Source organism: Alcaligenes sp. Marseille-Q7550, from assembly GCF_965112015.1.
Genome location: NZ_CBCOPU010000002.1, coordinates 1,190,307 through 1,209,976, shown reverse-complemented (window position 1 = coordinate 1,209,976; position 19,670 = coordinate 1,190,307). Strand labels below are relative to the sequence as shown.

The 19,670-nt window shown below is 61.3% G+C and carries 13 protein-coding genes; all 13 read left to right on the top strand.

Annotation, left to right across the window (positions count from 1 at the left end; translation table 11 throughout):
* Positions 1–115 precede the first annotated feature (115 nt).
* Positions 116–919: a beta-ketoacyl [acyl carrier protein] synthase domain-containing protein gene (locus ACWPWO_RS15105; protein ID WP_454007275.1), complete on the top strand. Its 804-nt coding sequence runs from the start codon at positions 116–118 to the stop codon at positions 917–919.
* Positions 919–6,258 (top strand): acyltransferase domain-containing protein, encoded by a 5,340-nt coding sequence (locus ACWPWO_RS15100; protein ID WP_454007504.1) that lies wholly within the window; start codon positions 919–921, stop codon positions 6,256–6,258. The genes ACWPWO_RS15105 and ACWPWO_RS15100 overlap by 1 nt, the downstream gene beginning before the upstream one ends.
* Complete coding sequence (locus ACWPWO_RS15095; protein WP_454007274.1) at positions 6,252–7,700, top strand: SDR family NAD(P)-dependent oxidoreductase; 1,449 nt, start codon at positions 6,252–6,254, stop codon at positions 7,698–7,700. The genes ACWPWO_RS15100 and ACWPWO_RS15095 overlap by 7 nt, the downstream gene beginning before the upstream one ends.
* Positions 7,697–9,037 (top strand): aminotransferase class I/II-fold pyridoxal phosphate-dependent enzyme, encoded by a 1,341-nt coding sequence (locus ACWPWO_RS15090; RefSeq protein ID WP_454007273.1) that lies wholly within the window; start codon positions 7,697–7,699, stop codon positions 9,035–9,037. The genes ACWPWO_RS15095 and ACWPWO_RS15090 overlap by 4 nt, the downstream gene beginning before the upstream one ends.
* 2 nt (positions 9,038–9,039) lie before the next feature.
* Entirely contained in the window at positions 9,040–10,239 is a 1,200-nt protein-coding gene (locus ACWPWO_RS15085) for a polysaccharide biosynthesis/export family protein (protein ID WP_454007272.1), read from the top strand.
* A gap of 37 nt (positions 10,240–10,276) precedes the next feature.
* The gene (locus ACWPWO_RS15080; RefSeq protein ID WP_454007271.1) at positions 10,277–11,065 is read left to right on the top strand and encodes an ABC transporter permease; all 789 of its coding nucleotides are present in this window, start codon (positions 10,277–10,279) and stop codon (positions 11,063–11,065) included.
* Positions 11,062–11,724, top strand: coding sequence for an ABC transporter ATP-binding protein (locus ACWPWO_RS15075; RefSeq protein ID WP_454007270.1), 663 nt, complete (start codon positions 11,062–11,064; stop codon positions 11,722–11,724). Before ACWPWO_RS15080 ends, ACWPWO_RS15075 begins: the two co-directional genes overlap by 4 nt.
* 35 nt (positions 11,725–11,759) lie before the next feature.
* A complete protein-coding gene (locus tag ACWPWO_RS15070) occupies positions 11,760–12,908 on the top strand; it encodes a chain-length determining protein (protein ID WP_454007269.1) in 1,149 nt (382 codons plus the stop codon).
* 14 nt (positions 12,909–12,922) lie between these two features.
* Positions 12,923–13,354, top strand: a complete 432-nt coding sequence (locus tag ACWPWO_RS15065; RefSeq protein WP_454007268.1) for a hypothetical protein — start codon at positions 12,923–12,925, stop codon at positions 13,352–13,354.
* Between the two features lie 23 nt (positions 13,355–13,377).
* Positions 13,378–13,749 (top strand): hypothetical protein, encoded by a 372-nt coding sequence (locus ACWPWO_RS15060; RefSeq protein ID WP_454007267.1) that lies wholly within the window; start codon positions 13,378–13,380, stop codon positions 13,747–13,749.
* 124 nt (positions 13,750–13,873) lie between these two features.
* Positions 13,874–14,992 carry a non-hydrolyzing UDP-N-acetylglucosamine 2-epimerase gene (gene wecB, locus ACWPWO_RS15055; protein ID WP_454007266.1) on the top strand — a complete coding sequence of 373 codons (1,119 nt, stop codon included), beginning with the start codon at positions 13,874–13,876 and terminating at the stop codon, positions 14,990–14,992.
* A gap of 17 nt (positions 14,993–15,009) precedes the next feature.
* Complete coding sequence (gene wecC, locus ACWPWO_RS15050) at positions 15,010–16,275, top strand: UDP-N-acetyl-D-mannosamine dehydrogenase (RefSeq protein ID WP_454007265.1); 1,266 nt, start codon at positions 15,010–15,012, stop codon at positions 16,273–16,275.
* 24 nt (positions 16,276–16,299) lie between these two features.
* Positions 16,300–19,659 carry a glycosyltransferase family protein gene (locus ACWPWO_RS15045; RefSeq protein ID WP_454007264.1) on the top strand — a complete coding sequence of 1,120 codons (3,360 nt, stop codon included), beginning with the start codon at positions 16,300–16,302 and terminating at the stop codon, positions 19,657–19,659.
* Positions 19,660–19,670 lie beyond the last annotated feature (11 nt).

The following is a 19,670-nucleotide window of genomic DNA, read 5'->3' as shown; positions in this document are numbered from 1 at the left end:
TTTTTTCTCGTCTTGAGCAAAAAGGTAGCGCTGCAAGCAGTGGTCGGCCTGGCCTGGCTAATACGAGCCCTGTGCTTATGGGGCGAACCAATAAAGATGTGAAAGGGTAATGTGAGTGTTCCAAGATAAAGTCGAAGATGCCATCGGGCAGGACGCATCCGGCGCAGCGCAAGGCAAACCTGATTTGGCTGCAAGTCCGATTGCTATTGTTGGCATGGCATTCCGGTTTCCGGGCGATATGTCGCAGGCCGGCGAGTTCTGGAATGCGCTCAAGGAAAAGCGTGATCTGGTCACGCAAATACCCGCCGAACGTTGGGCGACGCAAGAGTTGCAACATGACAAGCGGTCCGAGCCGGGCCGCAGTATTACGTTTTCAGCGGGCGTTCTTTCCCGCATCGATGAATTCGATGCCGGTTTTTTCGGCATATCGCCGCGGGAGGCCGCGTGGCTGGACCCGCAGCAGCGCCTGCTGCTGGAGCTTTCCTGGGAGGCCATGGAGAATGCGGGCGTGGCGCCTTCGTCCCTGGCCGGCACCGATTGCGCCGTGTATGTCGGCATTTCGGGCCTGGACTATGGCATGCGGGGCCTGGATGACCTGGCCGGCCTGACCTCGCACCTGATGACGGGCAACACCCTGAGCATCGCGGCCAATCGCCTGTCGTATATCTATGATCTGCACGGCCCGTCGCTGGCCGTCGATACGGCGTGTTCCTCGTCGCTGGTGGCGCTGCATCAGGCGTGCGCCAGCCTGCGCGCGGGCGAGGCGTCCGCCGCGCTGGTGGGCGGCGTCAATCTGCTGCTGCATCCCTATCCCTTTGTCGGATTCACCAAAGCGTCCATGCTGTCGGCCGACGGCCGCTGCAAGCCGTTCGACGCATCCGGCAATGGCTATGTAAGGCCGAAGGCGGGGCAGTGCTGATGCTCAAGCCGCTGCACCAGGCCCTGGCCGATGGCGACCATATCCAGGCGCTGATCCTGGCCAGCGGCGCCAATGCGGACGGCGCCCGCAAGACCGGCATCACCATTCCCAGCAGCGAGGGCCAGGTGGAGCTCATGCGCTCGGTCCTGGGCAGGAGCGGCATTGCCGCCGGCGATGTGGACTTCGTGGAAGCGCACGGCACGGGAACGGCCGTGGGCGATCCCATCGAGGCATCGGCCATCGGGGCGGTGTACGGCCGGGGCCGCAAGCAGGCGCTGCCCATCAGCTCGGTCAAGGCCAATCTCGGGCATATGGAATCGGCGTCCGGCATGGCCGGGCTGGTCAAGGCCGTGCTCGCCTTGCAGAACCGCGCCTTGCCGCCCGCGCTGCACCTGGTCACGCCCAACCCGGAAATCGACTTTGCGGGCCTGAACCTGGAGTTGGTGCCGGAATACCGCGCCTTGCGGCGCGAGGATGGCAAGCCGCTGGTCGCCGGCGTGAACTCGTTTGGGTTCGGCGGGGCCAATGCGCACGTGCTGCTGCAGGAATATGTACACGAACCGGAACGGCGGGCCGACCTGGAGGAGGCGGGTCTGCCGCCTCTGGCCTTATCGGCCAAGACGGACGGCGCCTTGCGCGAAATGGCGCAGCGCTATGCCGAACTGCTGGAAGGCAAGTCGCAGCGGCAATATTACGATGTCAGCTACGCGGCGGCGCATCGACGCGAACACCTGTCCCGCGGCTTGATCCTGCGCCCCGCCTCGGTGGCCGGGGCCGTGGCGCTGCTGCGCCAGTATGCGCAGACAGGCGAGCCCGAAGGACTGGTCACCGCCGAGGCCCTGGCGCAAAACGGCGACGTGGCGTTTGTCTATTCCGGCAACGGCGCGCAGTGGCTCGGCATGGGCGTGACGCTGTTGCAGGAATCAGCGCGCTTTGCCGCCTTGCTGCGCGAACTGGATGCCATGATGCTGCCGATGGCGGGTTTTTCCATACTGGAGCAGCTTCGGGCCGATCAATCCCAATCCCGGCTGGACGACACCACCGTCGCCCAGCCTTTGCTGTTCGCCATACAGGTCGCGGTGACGCGCATGCTCCGGGAGGACGGCGTCACACCGACCGCGGTAGCCGGCCACAGCGTAGGCGAAATTGCCGCGGCATGGGCCGCGGGCGCGCTGGACCTGGAGCAGGCCATTCGCGTGATCTGCGCCCGCAGCCAGGCCCAGGGCCTGACCCGAGGGTCGGGCCGCATGGCCGCGGTCGCGCTGTCCGCCGCCGCGGCTCACGAGCTGATGGCAGAACTGGGTGACGATCTTGGGGTGGAAGTCGCCGGCTTCAACAGTCCCGGCAACATCACCCTGTCAGGCAAGCTGGAGGGCTTGACGCGTATCCAGGCCGCGCTTGAACCCAAAGGCGTCTTCTTTCGCCTGCTGGACCTGGACTATGCCTTCCATAGCCGCCATATGGACCCCATCGCCGGCCACTTGGCCGAGCAGTTGCGGGGTCTGCGGCCAGGTCAGGGCACGGCGCAGGCGCGCTTCATTTCGACAGTGACCGGCGATGAGCTGGAGGCGCAGGTCCTGGACGCCGACTATTGGTGGCGCAACATCCGCGAGCCGGTGCGTTTCGCGGACGCCATGGCGAAGCTGGCGCAACTGGGATGCCGCGTGTTCCTGGAAATCGGACCGCATGCCATCTTGCAACGCTATATTCGCGAATCCTTGACCGAAGCGGGCGTGCAGGCGGGAGTGCTGTCCACGCTGCGCAAACAGGATGACGGCGCGTGGCGCATAGCCGAGGCGGCGCTGCGCGTGCAGTTCCTGGTCCCGGCGCAACTGAAGGCGCAATTTCCCGCGGTCGGCGAACAGGTCGAGCTGCCTGCCTACCCATGGCAGCGGGAACGCCACTGGTACAGCGTGACCTCGGAAGGCTTGCGTTCCATGGAGCGTCGCCGCGTGCACGATTTGCTGGGATGGCGGCTGTTCGATGCCGACATGGCCTGGGAGAATGTGCTCGATCCCGTGATGCTGCCCTGGCTGGCGGATCACAAAGTGGGCGGCGCCATCGTGTTTCCCGGCGCGGCGTACACCGAGATGGCCCTGGCCGCGGCCCGCGAGTGGCTGGGCGCGTCCCTGCTCGTCGTGGACGAGCTGGACATCCTGGCGCCCCTGGTGTTCGACGGCGAGCATGCCCGCTCGCTGCGTTTCCTGCTCAATCCGCGCGACGGCGGCTTCCAGATCAAGAGCCGTCAGCGTTTGAGCAACGATGAATGGGTGCTGCATGCGGTTGGCCGCATCCTGGAGTCCGATGGCCGTATGCCGGCCCCCCGTATCGGGCCGGTCGGGGACCAGGGCAGGCAGATCGATCACTCGACGCATTACCGTCTGGCGAGTGCGCTTGGACTGGACTATGGTCCGGCCTTCCAGGGCTTGCAGCAGGTGCGCGTCGACGGTTCTTGCCTGGAAGCCGGGCTGCTCATGCCCGAAAGTCTTGTGCAGGATGGTTATCTGCTGCATCCGGCGCTCATGGATGTGTGCTACCAGACATTGGTCGATTTTTTCGCCCAGGATATCGAGGCCGGGCATGGCGTGGCCTTGCTGCCCGTCAAGGTCGGCCGTCTGGAGCTGGCTGCGTCCGGATACGTTACTCATTTCCGGGCCCGGCTGCGCCGGCGCAGCGTGCGCTCCGTCCTGGCGGATTTCGAATTGCTGGCCGAGGACGGCGTCTTGCTGGCCCGGACGTCACGCTGCCGCTTCCGTGCCGCGCCCTTCATGCGCCAGGATCGCCAGGCCGTGATGAAGTGGCAGGTCGTGCCATGGCTGCGCCCGCATCCGCGCGATGACAGGTCGGCGGTCGCGACGCTGCCCGAGCAACTGGTCGAAGCCGGCTGGGAGGCATTGACGGACCTGTCCGAGGAGCGCGAAAAATGGTTCCGGCAGACATTGCCGCTGCTGGATGCCTTGGCGCTGTCTTTTGTGTATGAAGCGTTCCGGGAGGTGTGCGGAACCGGGGCGGCCGTGCCGCATTCGGTGCTCGCCAGTTCGTACGGACGGTGGATTAAGAATTTGCTGCAGCAGGAAGACCTGTTGCAGGAGCAAGGGGATGGCTGGGCGCTGGTCGCTGATGCCGACTTGCCTGCGGCCGCCGAGCTCTGGCGCATCATTCTGCGCGACTCGCCGGCCAGCCTGCCGCAATTGACGCAGATCGGCCGGGTCGGGACGCAGCTGCCCGCCTTGTTGCGCGGCGAGCTGGCAGGCGAGGATCTGCTGGCTTCCTTGCGGCGCTCTCCCGTGGCGGAGGTGCTGTACCACGACGATCCCATGTACCTGGGCGTGCGACTTGCGCTCGAGGCGCAGTTGCGCCTGCTGGCCGCGCAACTGCCGGTTCATCAGCGCCTGCGCGTGCTGGAGGTTGCAGTCGGGCCCAGCGAGTTGCCCAAGACCCTGGCGGCCTGCCTGTCGGAAGATCGCTTTGATTATATGCTGGCCTTGGCAGATCCAGATCTGCAGGCGCGGCAGAAGGCGGAATACCAGAACCAGGGCAATGTTCAGATCGCGGCCTTCGATCTGCTTGATTGGCAAGTAAGCGCGGAAGCCGACATTCCCCATGCCTTCGATGTCGTGATCCTGCGTCATTGCCTGCATCGCACCGTGCAGGTGCGCGCGGCCCTGGCGCGGACACGCGCCTGGCTGGCGGCCGGCGGCGTGCTGGCCGTGGCCGAATGCCATCCTGACTGGCATGCGGACCTGCTGGCCGGCCTGGATGTGGACTGGTGGCATGCGGGGAGCGATTCCCAGGCGTCGTCATCCTTGCTGTCGCCTGAAGGGTGGCGCAGGGCCCTGGAGCAAGAAGGTTTCGAACAGGAGCAGGTGGCCGTCGAACCCGCCGCGCAATCGCTGGCGGAAGGGGCTTACCTGGTCCTGGCCCGCAACGTCGATGGCAGCGTGGCTCGCGCTCCGGCGCCGGCCGCCGCCTGGCTGCTGCTGGCCGATGCCGCCTCTCAGGAGCTGGCCGAGCGTTTGCGCGTTCGCCTGCAGGGAGCTGAGCAGAATGTGCGCGTGGCAAGCTTGCCGCTGCAAGACGGTGCTTGCCCGCTCGAGGGCAAGATCAACGTGGTCCACATGCAGGGGTGGGATGATACGGCGGCTCAGGCGGCGGAGACTGCTTCCACGCTGCTGGAGCTGGTCCAGTCCCTTGCCAGGCAGCCAAGCGATTCTTGCTCCCTATGGGTATTGACGCGGGGAGGGGCCATGCCCGCCGGCGAGCAGATGCCCGAATGGGCCGCCAATCCGGCGCAGTCCGCCTTGTGGGGATTCGGCCGGGTGATCATGAATGAATATCCCGCCCTGTCTTGTGCATTGATAGACCTGGCCGGCGACGCCCAGGCGGCCGATCTGCCCGCAAGGCTGGAATCCGAATTGCTGTGGCCGGATGGCGCCAATGAAATCGTCCTGTCCGAGCAGGCGCGCCATTCCCTGGTCCTGAAGGAGGCCGAGACGCGCCGCACTCGCAAGGCGGAACCTGGAACGCGCTTCCGCCTCGACTTCCATGTGCCGGGGCAGTTGCGCAATCTGGAGTGGCTGGCGACCGAGGACCGTGCGCTGGCCGATGATGAAATCGAAGTACGCACGATGGCGGCGGGGCTGAATTTCCGGGATGTCATGTACTTGATGGGGCTGCTGCCCGACGAAGCGGTGGAGAACGGCTTCGCGGGCGCCAGCCTGGGCCTGGAGTTCTCCGGCGTGATCAGCCGGGTCGGCGCCAAGGTCAAGCATCTTTCCGTGGGCCAGCCCGTCATGGGCTTTGGTTCCTCGTGCTTTGCCAGCCACGTGACGACGCGCGCCGATGCCGTCGCACCGATACCTGAAGGGTGGAGCTACAACGCCGCCGCCACGGTGCCGACGGTGTTTTTCACGGTGTATTACGCCTTGACCCGCCTGGCGGATCTGCAGCCTGGCGAAAAGGTGCTGATCCATGGCGCAGCCGGCGGCGTGGGCATTGCCGCCATTCAACTGGCGCGCCATCTGGGAGCGGAAATCTATGCCACCGCCGGCAGCGACGAAAAACGCGTTTTTGCGTCCCTGCTGGGCGCCGATCATGTCTTTGATTCGCGCAGCCTGTCGTTTGCGCAGGACGTGCTGGACGCCACCGGAGGCGAAGGCGTCGACGTGGTGCTCAACTCGCTGGCGGGCGAAGCCATGCGCCGCAGCCTGGATGTGTTGCGGCCCTTCGGGCGCTTCCTGGAGCTGGGCAGCGGGACTTTTTCGAGAACACGCCCATCGGCCTGCGCCCCTTCAAGAGCAATATCAGCTACTTCGGCATCGATGCGGACCAGTTGCTGACGGGGCGGCCGGCGCTGGCCGCCCGCTTGTTCCAGGACGTGATGCGCCTGTTCCACGATGAAGCGCTGTTCCCCCTGTCGTACCGCACCTTTGCGGCCGAGCGGGTCGTGGATGCGTTCCGGGCCATGCAGCAGGCGCGCCATATCGGCAAGATCGTCGTGTCCATGGACGACGCCCAGCCCCGGATAACATCGACGGACAAACCGGCTGCGGTGGCGCTGTCCGGGCAGGGCGCCTGGCTGGTGACGGGCGGCTTGTCGGGCTTTGGCCTGGCGTCCGCGCGCTGGCTGGCCGAGCGCGGGGCGGGTTCGCTGGTGCTGGTCGGACGGCGCGGCCTGGATACCCCGGGCGCGCAACAGGCCGTGGATGAATTGACGGCACAGGGCTGCCGTGTGCTGGCGGCGGCGTGCGACGTTGCCGACATGAATTCGCTGCGGGATCTGATGGCGCGGTTGAAGCAGGAAAATATTCCGCTGACAGGCGTGCTGCATGCAGCGGCCGCGTTCGACGACCGCCTGATCGCCAACCTGGATGCGGACAGCTTCAACAAGGTCATGGGCGCCAAGCTGTCGGGCGCCTGGAATCTGCATCAGGTAACGGCGTCCATGGACCTGTCGCATTTTGTCTTGTATTCCTCGATCACGACGGCCATCGGCAACCCAGGGCAGGCCAACTATGTGGCTGCCAATGCGGGCCTTGAAGGCTTGACGCGCCTGCGCCGCCGCATGGGACTGTCGGCCAGTTGCATTGCCTGGGGCCCCATCGGCGATGCGGGCTACCTGACGCGCAACGAGCAGGTCAAAGACAGCCTTGGGCAACGTCTGGGCAAACCGCCCCTGCCGGCGGCGCTTGCCCTGGCGCAGCTCGACGAGGTCCTGGCCGGCGAAGGCGGCATTGCCATCCCCGCCAACTTTGATTGGAGCGTGCTGGCCCGCTTGTTGTCGTCTGCGGACAGTTCGCGATTCGCGGTGCTGAATCGCGGGCGCAAGGAGCAGGACTCGGGCGGCGATGTGGCGGATATCCAGGCGCTGATCGCGGGCAAGTCGCCTGAGCAGGTTCAAGACATCGTGGCCGCATGGGTGGCCCAGGAAGTGGCCGATATCTTGCGCACGGATGTGGACCGTATCGAACCCAATCGCTCTTTGCACGATCTGGGCATGGATTCCCTGATGGCCGTGGAGCTGGCGCTGGGCCTGGAACAGCGTTTCGGCATCCAGCTGCCCGCCATGGTGCTGAATGATTCGCCCACGGTGGTCAATGTGGCCGCGCGCATCGTCGAAAAACTGCTTTCCGGAGCCGATGAGGCCGATCAGACGCAACCGGCCATGCTCGTGGCCGACGTGGTGCGCCAGCATGGCGCGGATGTGTCGGAGGCGGATATCCAGGATCTGGCGCAGGACGTGCAGCGGCTGGCGGAGCAAGGGGCGAAGTTGATTTCATGAGCAAGAACGACATGGCGCCTGCAAGCAAGGCGCAACTGATTCAACGCATTCTGGGCCGGAAAACCGGCTCGGAGGCGGTAGATGGACGGATGGCGGGGACGGCCGCCGGCGGTCGGCACGCGACGCGGGAGATACCCGAGGCATTCACGCGCTTCGACCGGCATCCGGGCTATGAAAAGATGCTGGTGCCCAAGGCCATGGCCGACCGGCTGGGAGTGCGCAATCCATTCTTCCGCAGCCATGACGGCGTCGCGGCGGCCCGGACCCGGATCGGGGGACGCGACTACCTGAACTTTTCCAATTACAACTACCTGGGCCTGTCGGCGCATCCGCAGGTGAATGCGGCGGCCAAGGCGGCAATAGACCAGTATGGAACGTCGGCGTCGGCAAGCCGGCTGGTCGCGGGCGAACGGCCCGTGCAGCGTGAGCTGGAAGAGTCGCTGGCCCAAGTCTACGACGTGGATGACTGCGTGGTGTTCGTCAGCGGCCACGCCACCAACGTCAGCACCATCGGTTATCTGTTCGGCCCCAAGGATCTGGTCATCCACGACAGCCTGATCCACAACAGCATCTTGCAGGGCATCCAGCTCTCGGGCGCGGCGCGCCGTTCATTTCCTCACAACGACAGCGCCGCCCTGGAGCGCATCCTGGCGGAAATCCGCAGTCAGTTCGAGCGGGTGCTCATCGTGATCGAAGGGCTCTACAGCATGGACGGCGACATTCCGGACCTGCCCGCCTTCATAGACATCAAGCGGCGCCACAAGGCCTTCCTGATGGTGGACGAGGCGCACGCGCTGGGCGTGCTGGGCCAGACCGGCAAGGGTTCGCACGAGCATTTCGGCGTGGCTGGACGGGATGTCGATATCTGGATGGGCACCCTTAGCAAGACCTTGGCCAGTTGCGGCGGTTATATCGCGGGCGATCGGGCCTTGGTCGAGATGCTGAAGTACGCGGCATCCGGCTTCGTGTACAGCGTGGGCATCTCTCCGGTGCTGGCGGCCGCCTCCCTGGAGGCGCTGCGCATCATGCAACGCGAGCCCGAGCGGGTCGAGCGTTTGCGCGCGCGCGGCAGCCAGTTCCTGGCCGCCATGCGTTCCATAGGCGTCGATACCGGCTTTGCCCAGGGGCATGCCGTCGTGCCGGCCATCACCGGCAGTTCCCTGAAGGCGGCCAGGCTTTCAAGCCAGTTGTTCGATGCGGGGATCAACGTCCAACCCATCATCCATCCAGCCGTGGAAGAAAAGGCTGCGCGATTGCGCTTCTTCCTGTCGGCCTCCCATACGGAAGACGATATTCACACCGCCTGTGAAGCCGTCAAAAAGCTAATGAAGAAATAAGCATGTCAGAGTCAAGAAAGAAGATAGCGGAAAAGCTGGCCGGCCTGGGCCGGCCATTGCTGGGCATGGCGCTCGTGTCCTTGCTGGCCGGCTGCGCCACGATGCCGGGCTGGATGCCCGCCGACGGCCCGAGCCGTGAGCAGGTCATGGAAAAACGCGACGGCGGCCGGATCGAAGGCATCAAGCTGGTGAATGTGGACGACGCCCTGGCCAGGAAATTGGCTGCCAGCAAGCGCTTGAGCGACTTTTCCGCCATCTTTTCCAGCACGGCGTCCAACAATTACCTGATCGGCCCCGGCGACGTGCTGGAAGTGTCCGTCTGGGAGGCTCCGCCCGCCATGTTGTTCGGCACGATCGCGCTGGACTCCAAAGCTACGGCGACCACCACCAATGCCGTGGCCTTCCCGCAGCAGATGGTCACGCCCGACGGCATGATCAGCATGCCCTTCGCCGGTCGCATTCCCGTCAAGGGACGCACCACGCAGCAGATCGAGGAAAGCATCGTCAAGCGTCTACAGGGCAAGGCCAACAACCCCCAGGTGCTGGTGCGCGTCATCCAGAACAACACCTCCAACGTGACGGTGGTGGGCGAGGTGAATCAGAGCACCCTGATGCCGCTGACCCCCAAAGGCGAGCGCCTGCTGGACGCCCTGGCGGCGGGCGGCGGCGTCAAGCAGGCGGTCAATCGCATGGCGATTCAGCTCTCTCGCGACGAGAGCACGGCCACCATGGCCCTGGACACCATTATCCGCGATCCGCGCCAGAACATACTGTTGAAACCGGGCGACGTCATCACGGCCCTGTATCAGCCCCAGAGCTTCTCGATCCTGGGCGCGACGGGCAAGAACGAAGAAATCCAGTTCGAGGCCCAGGGGATTTCCCTGGTCCAGGCCCTGGCCCGTTCGGGCGGCTTGGATGATTCGCGCGCCGTTGCGGGCGGGGTGTTCATCTTCCGCTTCGAGGATGCCGCCCTGGTGGATGGCGCTGCGGAAGGGGCGGCCGACAAGAAGGCGGTCGTGCCGGTGGTGTACCAGATCGACCTGCGCGATCCGGGCTCCTTCTTCGTGACGCAGAACTTCCCGGTCCAGGACCGCGACGTCATCTACGTGTCCAATTCGCCGGCAGCCGAGTTCCAGAAGTTCCTGCGCCTGGTGGTGTCGGTGGCCGTGCCTAGCGTGACGCTGAACAATACCTTGAAGTAAAGCATGACTTATTCATTTCTTTCTGACCGGGGTCGGCATGAACGATAAGCCACGCAGTCCCCTGGCGGTTACCTTGGCGGTCTGGCGGGCGATCTTCCTGCGGGAAGCGCTCGACCGCCTGTTCGACATGCGCGCCGCCTGGTTCTGGCTGCTGATGGAGCCGGTGCTGCATATCGGCTTCATCACCTTTCTCTTCACGGTGATCCGCATGCGCACCGTGGGGGGGATCGACGTCACTGTATGGATCATTGTGGGCATGTTGGCTTTCTTCATGTTCCGCCGAACGGCCATTCAGGTCATGTACGCGGTGGACAGCAACAAGCCCTTGTTTGCTTACCGCCAGGTCAAACCGTTCGACACGTCTATTGTGCGTGGCGGCCTGGAGGCTTTCCTGATGGTGATGGTGGCTTTGGTGATCCTGACAGTGGCCGCGTTCCTGGGACACGATGTGCTTCCGGACGATCCCCTGCAGGTCCTGGCTGCCATGTTCGGCTTGTGGCTGTTCGGCGTGGGTTATGGCTTGGTGGCGTCAGTGCTGATGGCCCTGGTGCGGGAGACTGAACATATCCTCAAAATATTGATGCTGCCACTGTATTTGATCTCGGGCGTCATCATGCCTATTTCAGCCGTACCGCAACCGTATCGGGATTTGTTGCTGATCAACCCCTTGGTGCATGGCCTGGAATTGGTGCGCCAAGGATTCGCGACGTACTACCACATGGTCCCCGGCGTCAGCATGGGGTACTTGTACATGTGGGGAATCGTCAGCTTCTTCCTGGGGCTGGTGCTGTATCGCCGCTTTGCACTGCAGTTGGTGATGAAATGATCATCGTCGACGACGTGTACAAGCGCTACAAGACCGCCCATGGCGTCGGCAAATGGGTGCTGAAGGGAATCAACCTGACGATTCCTCCCAAGGTGAACGTGGGCTTGATTGGGGCGAACGGCGCGGGCAAGTCCACGCTGTTGCGCCTGATCGGCGGGGTGGACCATCCCACCAAGGGCTCGGTGCAGCGCCTGTGCCGGGTGTCCTGGCCCATGGGCAATGGCGGCCTGGAAGGCACTTTGACCGGGCGCCAGAACGCCAAGTTCGTGTGCCGGGTGCATGGGCACCAGGACGACTTGGCGGACCGGCTGGCTTTCATCAAGGATTTTTCTGAATTGCGCGACGCATTTGACGAGCCGGTCAGCACCTATTCGTCCGGCATGCGCTCCCGGCTGCAGTTCGCCCTGTCGTTCGCCTTCAATTTCGATGTGTACATCTCGGACGAGGTGACCGCCGCCGGGGATGCGGCTTTTCGCAAGAAGGCCGCCGATGCTTTCAAGACCATGACGGATCGCGCCGGCCTGATCATGGTCGCCCACGACAATAAAACACTAAGACAGTTTGGCCAGGCCGGCGTCTGGCTTTATGACGGACAGGCCCATTGGTTCGATCAGATCGATGACGCCCTGAAAGCTTACAAGGACTCGCTTCCCAAATGACAGATACATCCAGTTCATCCACAGAGGCAAGCTCCGTGGCATCCAACCCATCTTCGGCAGACCAGAAGCCTTTTGGGCGAGTTCGAGCCTGGTTTTCCATCAGCCTGTTCGACCGGCTGGCGCGCCTGATTCTGATCCTGGCGGTTCTGGCTGCGGGGTATTGGCTTGTTTTTGCCTCGGACCGGTATGTGTCAGAGGCCAACGTCATCATCCGCAAGACCGACTCGGTAGGAATGCCCTCATTTGATCTGGGTATGCTGGTGTCCGGAGTTTCCCAGGTTGATCGATCCAATCAGTTGTTGTTGCGGGATTACCTCTTGTCCGTGGACATGCTCAAGAAGCTGGACCAGGAGCTGGATCTGCGTTCGCACTACAGCAGTTCGGCGCACGATCTGGTGTCGCGCATGTGGTTCCAGGATGCGTCCATGGAGTGGTTCCACCGGCATTATCTGTCGCGCGTTCAGGTGGAGTTCGACGAGTTCGCCGGCGTGCTGCGCATCAAGGTGCAAGCCTACGATGCGGAAACGGCCCAGGCCATTGCGCGCATGCTGGTGCAGGAAGGCGAGCGCTACATGAATCTGCTGGGCCATGAAATGGCCCAGGTCCAGGTCGATTTCCTGACCAAGCAAGTGGACGCTGCTCAGCAGCGCTTCCAGCAGGCCAGCCAGGCCTTGCTGAACTACCAGAACCAGGCGGGTCTTCTGTCGCCGCAGGCGACGGCGGAAAGCATCAATGCCATCGTCGCCGGCCTGGAGGCGCAGCGCGCCCAGCTGCAGACGCAACTGGCGTCCCTGCCCAAAACTCTGGACCGCGACCATCCCAATATTCTGATGCTTAAACAGGCTTTGGCCGCAGTGGACAAGCAGATCAAGCAGGAGAAGCTCAAGCTGGCCACGCCCTCCGGCGGTACGCTGAACGCCTACGTGGAAGAATTTCATCGCCTGGAGATGGACGTGCAGTTCACCCAGGAGCTTTACAAATCGTCCCTGACTGCGTTGGAGAAGGGACGGATCGACGCCACCCGCATGCTGGAGAAGGTTTCGGTGCTGCAATCCGCTACTTTGGCAGAGTATCCGATGGAACCGCGCCGCATCTATAACGCCGTTGTCACCTTGCTGTTGGCGCTGATGCTGGCGGGGATTCTGAAGCTGCTCAAGAGCATCGTGCTGGATCACGTTGATTAATCAGGGGATATCTGATGACGGTTTCGCATGCTCAAAATGAGCAATCTGACGGCATACAGGAAGATGAGCGCTTACAGGCATTGCAAGAGGAGAATCGCCTGCTGTTTGATCAACTGCAGCTAGTTCAGGAGGCGCTGGAGCGTTTGGGTAGTGAAGGGCAACCGCCACTTGGCACCGCGCCCTTGAACTCTGCTGCGATGCCGAACGTTCATAGTGTTCCCTTAGCCGGACGCCTGGTCGAGGCCTTGGCTGAAAACTTGCGCTACCGGGAGTTGGTCTCCGCACAGAGCCAGTTACATGCCTTGCAGGCTCGGCATGCTTTGGCGAATCAGCTGGGGAACATCTTGATCGAGGCCAGCCGTTCTGTAGGAGGTATGTTGTCGGTTCCCCGGTCTCTGTATCGGGCTTGGCGCCAGAATCGGCAGGGGCTGCGCCTAAGTCGCTAGGAGGCAAGAAATTCGAGAAGGTCTTGGAAGCTTATAAGGAAGGTGGTGAGGATTCAGTAGAGACGTTGTTGTCCAAGGAGTCAGTTTCCTTGTCTACCCAGGCCAGTGCCTGGACGGAGCTGGCACGCAGCCACGTGTATATAGCCCCCGACATTGCAGCAAGGATGGCGCGACGCGCTTATGAGCTTGAGCCACTCCCGTTTCGGCAGAAGTGGTTGGCGTTTCGCTTGCATGAAGCCGGCGAGTTGCTTGAGGCTGAAGCATTGTTGGCGCTCTTGCCCAGTGACATCAATTTCAGCGAGTCGGAGACACGTCAACTTGCCAGTGTGCAGGATGGAGCAAAGCAGTATCGCCTGGATCAAGCTTGGCAGATGTGTGAGCTTGACCACGACTAAGTATGGGTTCTGGTGTTGATGGTTCGAACACGCAAGCTAGAAAGACGCCTGTTTGATAAGTGTTTTCCTTACAGGTAAGAGAGTTAATGATTCCTGTTCATATTAAGGACGTCAAGGTTTAGTAATGAAGATTCTGACTGTATTCGGCACACGGCCGGAAGCCATCAAGATGGCGCCGGTGGTCAAGGCCCTGGCCGCGGATCCCGCGTTTGAAACGCGGGTCTGCGTGACGGGCCAGCACCGCCAGATGCTGGACCAGGTGCTGGATATTTTTTCCATCCGACCTGATTTTGACCTGAACCTGATGAAGCCGGGCCAGGACCTGTCGGACATCACATGCAACGTGCTGCTGGGTATGCGTGATGTGTACCGGCAATGGCAGCCGGACATGATTCTGGTGCATGGTGACACGACTACGACACTGGCCGCCAGCCTGTCTGCCTACTATGCCAAGGTCAAGGTGGGTCATGTGGAAGCCGGACTGCGCACCCACAACAAGTATTCGCCCTGGCCGGAGGAAATGAATCGTCGCCAGGCTGGCGCCTTGGCGGACTTGCATTTCGCTCCAACAGACCAGGCGCAGGCGCACCTGCTGCGTGAAGGTACGGATCCGGATACCGTGCATGTCACCGGCAACACGGTGATCGACGCGCTGCTGGAGGTCGCCGGACGGGTCCGCACGGATACGGCTTTGCGCAGCCGTTTCGATGAGCAGTTTTCCTTCATCGACCCGAAAAAGCGCCTGGTGCTGGTTACCGGACACCGCCGCGAGAATTTTGGTTCGGGCTTCGAAAATATCTGCATCGCCTTGCGCCAGATCGCCTCCCGTGGGGACGTGCAAGTGGTGTACCCAGTGCACCTGAATCCTAACGTGCAAGAACCGGTGCGACGCATCCTGTCAGGCATCTCCGACGTGCACCTGATCGAGCCTCTGGACTATCTGCCCTTTGTCTACTTGATGGACCGCTGCGATCTCTTGATTACCGATTCGGGCGGCATACAGGAAGAGGCGCCGTCCCTGGGCAAACCTGTATTGGTGATGCGAGACACCACGGAGCGCCCCGAGGCCGTCCAGGCCGGTACGGTGCGCCTGGTGGGAACCGAGTCGGGCGCCATCGTCAGCGCGGCCAAGGAGCTGCTGGACGATGCCGCCGCGTATGAGCGCATGGCGCGTGCGCACAATCCCTATGGCGATGGCAAAGCCGCCGCCCGTATTTGCGACATTCTGAAAAACCTCAATTAATTGAAACGGGAACTACGATGTTTGAAACGATATCCATGATCGGGCTGGGCTATATCGGTTTGCCTACCGCCACTCTGTTTGCTTCGCGCCGCAAGATGGTGATTGGCGTCGACGTTAATCCGCATGCGGTGGATACGATCAACCAGGGCAAGATCCACATCGTCGAACCCGAGCTGGACATTCTGGTGCATGCGGCCGTGTCCGAAAAGTATTTGCGCGCCACCTTGACGCCCGAACCTGCAGATGCTTTTCTGATCGCCGTTCCAACCCCGTTCCTGGATGGCTACAAGCCGGACCTGAGCTATATCGAAGCCAGCGCCAAGGCCATTGCTCCAGTTCTGGTCAAGGGGAACCTGGTCATTCTGGAATCCACATCCCCCGTGGGCACGACAGAACAACTGGCGCAATGGCTGGCCGAGGCGCGCCCCGACCTGACCTTCCCGCAACAGGCCGGCGAGCAGGCCGACGTGCAGGTGGCTTACTGCCCCGAGCGCGTGCTCCCGGGCCGGGTGGTGCACGAACTGGTCAGCAATGACCGCGTCATTGGCGGCATGACGCAAAAGGCTACTGAAATGGCGACCGAGCTGTATCGGGTCTTTGTCGAAGGCGCCCTGGTCCCGACCAATGCACGCACGGCAGAGATGTGCAAACTGACCGAGAACAGCTTCCGCGACGTCAATATCGCCTTCGCCAACGAGCTGTCGCTGATCTGCGACCGTCTGAACATCAATGTGTGGGAATTGATCAGCCTGGCCAACCGCCACCCACGCGTCAACATCCTGCAGCCGGGCGCCGGCGTGGGCGGACACTGCATCGCCGTGGATCCGTGGTTCATCGTGGACAAGACCCCCGAAGAGGCACGCATCATTCGCATGGCGCGCGAGATCAATGATCACAAGCCTGAATGGGTGGTGGAGAAGGTCAAGGCCGCTATTGCCGGCGTCCTGGCTGTGCGGCCTGACGCCAGGATGGCTGACGTCAAGGTGGCATGCCTGGGCTTGGCGTTCAAGCCGGATATCGACGACCTGCGCGAAAGCCCCGCTGTCGGCATTGCCAAGCAAGTGGCCGGTCTGGGCTGCCAGGTCCAGGCTGTCGAGCCCAATATCGATGCCTTGCCTCGCAAGTTGGAAGGCTCGGGCATCCAGTTGGCTGCTTTGGACAGCGCATTGGCTGGCGCCGATGTGGTTTGCGTATTGGTCAAGCACCGGCCTTTCATCGAGCAGGTGCCGGAAATTCGCAAGCATGCGCAATGTATTGATGTTGTAGGGCTATTTGTTGAGTAAGAGTCAGGGATGTAGAGAGCTGATATGTCGCAATCAAGAGTAAAGCGTGCCGCACAAGCATTTCGTGATGGAGATTATGCAACGGCTATCTCTATTTATCGCGAACTGAGCAAGTTGTTGGGCAGCCAGTATTTTGCGACAAATATAGCCTTGTGCCAGATGCGCATGGCGGATCCCGTCATGCGTGCCGAATTGGTAGGGCTGCCTGCAAAGCAGTTGCGTGTGGCAGGGGTAATGGATGAATTCACATTTCATTCGTATGACCCCGAGTGTCAGCTTTTGCAATTGCATCCCGAACATTGCGTAGAACAATTAGAGCAGTTCAAGCCCCATCTGCTGTTCATTGAATCGGCTTGGCAAGGGCTTGACCAGCTCTGGAAGCAAAAGATCAGTACTGACGGGCCGGAGATTAATGCTTGCATAGATTGGTGCAAGGACAATGGCATTCCGACTCTGTTCTGGAACAAGGAAGATCCCGTCCATTTTGGTGCGTTCCTACCGTTGGCAAAACGTGTGGATTATGTGTTTACGACCGACATGGATTGCGTGCCCAAGTACAAATTCCATGTCGGGCATGACCGAGTTTTCTTTTTACCGTTCGCGGCCCAGCCCAGGGTCCATAATCCGATTGAAGTCCACGAACGTAAGGACGCCTTTAATTTTGCGGGCTCTTATTATTTGCGCTATCCGGAGCGTCAGCGCGACTTCGCCTCTTTGATTGATGCTGTCAAGGATCTGCGCCCTGTCGATATCTATGATCGCAATGCGGATAATGAGCACCCCCACTACCGGTTTCCCGAGGAAGACCGTCCCTTGATCCTGGGCAAGTTGCCGTTTGCGGAAATTGATCGTGCTTACAAAGGCTATCGATATGGTATCAACATGAATACCATCAAGCAGTCGCAGACGATGTTTGCTCGGCGCGTATACGAGTTGATGGCCTCCAATACCATCGTGATTTCCAATTTCTCGCGCGGCGCCAGATTGCTGTTCGGAGACTTGATCGTATCGTCGGACAACCAAGGCAGCCTTGCCAGTCGGGTCCGTGGGATCATCAACGATGATGTCAGATATCGGAAGTTGCGTCTGCTGGGCCTGCGCAAGGTGATGAGTGAACACACGTATGCGCATCGCCTGGCCTATATTCGGGCCAAGGTGACGGGGCAGGCCTTTGAACAATATCAACCCGTGGTCGCTCTGGTGGCACAGGTCGGGAGTCGACAGGAACTGGAGCGGGTGCGTCAGTCCTTCAAGGCGCAGGCTTATCTGAACAAGAAACTGTACCTGATCGGTGCACGCGGGATCTTGGAGCAGGAGCTGGGCGATGACGTCCTAGTATGCGTTTCCTGTGAGGACGCGGCACACCAACTGGCCCGTCTGCCCGAGGATGCCCTGGTGGGCGCTCTGCATGCCGATGACTGCTATCGCACCCATTATCTAACCGCTCTGGTGCTGGCGAGTACCTATAGCCAAGCGCCGGCTTTCGGCAAGTCTTCCCGTTATGTCGCAAGGCAGGAGCAGGCGGAGTTGCATGCCGTGACGAGCCAGTATCGCGAGGTGGCATCCCTGCCCATGCGTGCAGCCTTGGCTCGTCTGTCCGTGGTGCAGAGCCGCTCGGGTGGTTGTCGGGCCTGCCTGGAACAAGGACAGTTCGAGTTTGGTGGCATGCTGGCCATTGACGAATTCAATTACATCGAAGATGGAGCCGGTCTGTCCGACGAGGCCCGGGCCCAGGCCATGGACCTGATCGTAGTGGATCAGGGCGTGTCCTTCAATACGACCTTGGCCCCAATCGCCGAGAACCTGAAGGCCAGATTGAATGACGAGGCGCGTGACAGCCAGACGCTTCCTCAGATGAGCGGACGGGCGCTGCATGACTGGATACAGCCCACGGGCGGTGTGTCGCTCTCCTTACTGGGTGATCGGCTGCGGCTGGTGTCCAGCCTGAGGCCCGGACAGCATGTTTATCTATATGCGAAGAGTGCTAAAAGCCGTGGTGAATTGAATCTGGTGTTCAACAGCCAGATTCAGCTGCATGGCAGCCATTCGGCGGACCTGCGAACAGTTTTCGAGTTCCAGGATGAGCACGGGAATAAGATCTCCCATCAGATGAACCGTGTGGGCGAAAAACACTCGTTGGTGATCCCCCCGGAGTGCCAGTACGTGCGTTTCGGACTGCGTGTGGAAGGGCCCGGCGAGGCGATCGTGGACAGGCTGGTATTGGGAAGTGCGGCTGAGCGTCCCGCTACCCTCATCTGCAGGTCGCCTTACCTGGTTTTGGCCAAGCAATATCCGGCATACGACGATTTATATCGTTATGGTTTTTTGCACAGCCGTGTACGAGCCTATAAACAGGCAGGCCAGCTAGTTGATATATACAAGATTCAGGATGGTCCGGCGAAGTACAGGGAGTTTGAAGACATTGATGTGGCAGTAGGTGACGCCGCCTTGTTGGATGCAACGCTGGCTTCAGGGCAGATCAAGCATGTCCTGGTCCATATACTGGACCAGAACATGTGGAGGGTGCTGGAAAAGTATATCGACCGTGTGAAGGTCACAGTATGGGCGCATGGCTCCGAAATCCAAGCCTGGTGGCGGCGTGAGTTCGAGTTCGAAGCCATGATTGAGTCCGAAGTCGCCCGGCAAAAACGCTTGAGCGACAAAAGAATGTCGTTTTGGCGCGGGATCTTCAGCGCTCCCCCCGCCAATCTCCACATGGTGTTCGTGTCCTCCTACTTTGCCCAGGAGGTGTTTGAGGATCTGCAGGTTAGTCTGCCCGCAGACAAGTACAGCATCATTCACAATCCGATTGATACGCGGATTTTTGGCTATCAGGAAAAGAGCCCCGACCAGCGAAAAAAAATATTGTCCATACGGTCAGATGCGTCCAGGAAATATGCGAATGACTTGAGGGTGCAGGCCATCATGGTGCTTTCGGAGCGGCCGTTTTTCAAACAACTGCAATTCAAGCTGATCGGCGATGGCGCTTTGTTCGAGGAAACCGTGGCGCCTTTGCAGACGTTTGCCAATGTCAGCATCGAGCGCCGGTTCATCACACACCAGGAAGTGGCTGAGTTCCAGAAAGAGTATGGTGTCTTCCTGAACCCGACCCGCTGGGACTCGCAGGGCGTCTCACGGGACGAGGCCATGGCTTCAGGCTTGGTTCCGATCAGCAATGCCGTTGCAGCCGTTCCCGAGTTCATGGACGAGAACAGCGGAATCCTGGTCGGGGCGGAGGATGCTCAGGGATTAGCCCAAGCCATCGAACGTCTTTACATGGACCCATTATTGTTCTCTACCCTGTCGGCCAGGGCGGCCGAACGAGTCCGAAGCCAAAGTGATGTGGCTTTGGTGGCAAAGCAGGAAATGGACCTGCTTGTGTAGTGCCCTCTACT

Coding starts and splice junctions, on each gene's coding strand:
- wecB (WP_454007266.1), top strand. CDS start 13,874: ATGAAGATTCTGACTGTATTCGGCACACGGCCGGAAGCCATCAAGATG.
- ACWPWO_RS15090 (WP_454007273.1), top strand. CDS start 7,697: ATGAGCAAGAACGACATGGCGCCTGCAAGCAAGGCGCAACTGATTCAA.
- ACWPWO_RS15045 (WP_454007264.1), top strand. CDS start 16,300: ATGTCGCAATCAAGAGTAAAGCGTGCCGCACAAGCATTTCGTGATGGA.
- ACWPWO_RS15065 (WP_454007268.1), top strand. CDS start 12,923: ATGACGGTTTCGCATGCTCAAAATGAGCAATCTGACGGCATACAGGAA.
- wecC (WP_454007265.1), top strand. CDS start 15,010: ATGTTTGAAACGATATCCATGATCGGGCTGGGCTATATCGGTTTGCCT.
- ACWPWO_RS15100 (WP_454007504.1), top strand. CDS start 919: ATGCTCAAGCCGCTGCACCAGGCCCTGGCCGATGGCGACCATATCCAG.
- ACWPWO_RS15085 (WP_454007272.1), top strand. CDS start 9,040: ATGTCAGAGTCAAGAAAGAAGATAGCGGAAAAGCTGGCCGGCCTGGGC.
- ACWPWO_RS15080 (WP_454007271.1), top strand. CDS start 10,277: ATGAACGATAAGCCACGCAGTCCCCTGGCGGTTACCTTGGCGGTCTGG.
- ACWPWO_RS15075 (WP_454007270.1), top strand. CDS start 11,062: ATGATCATCGTCGACGACGTGTACAAGCGCTACAAGACCGCCCATGGC.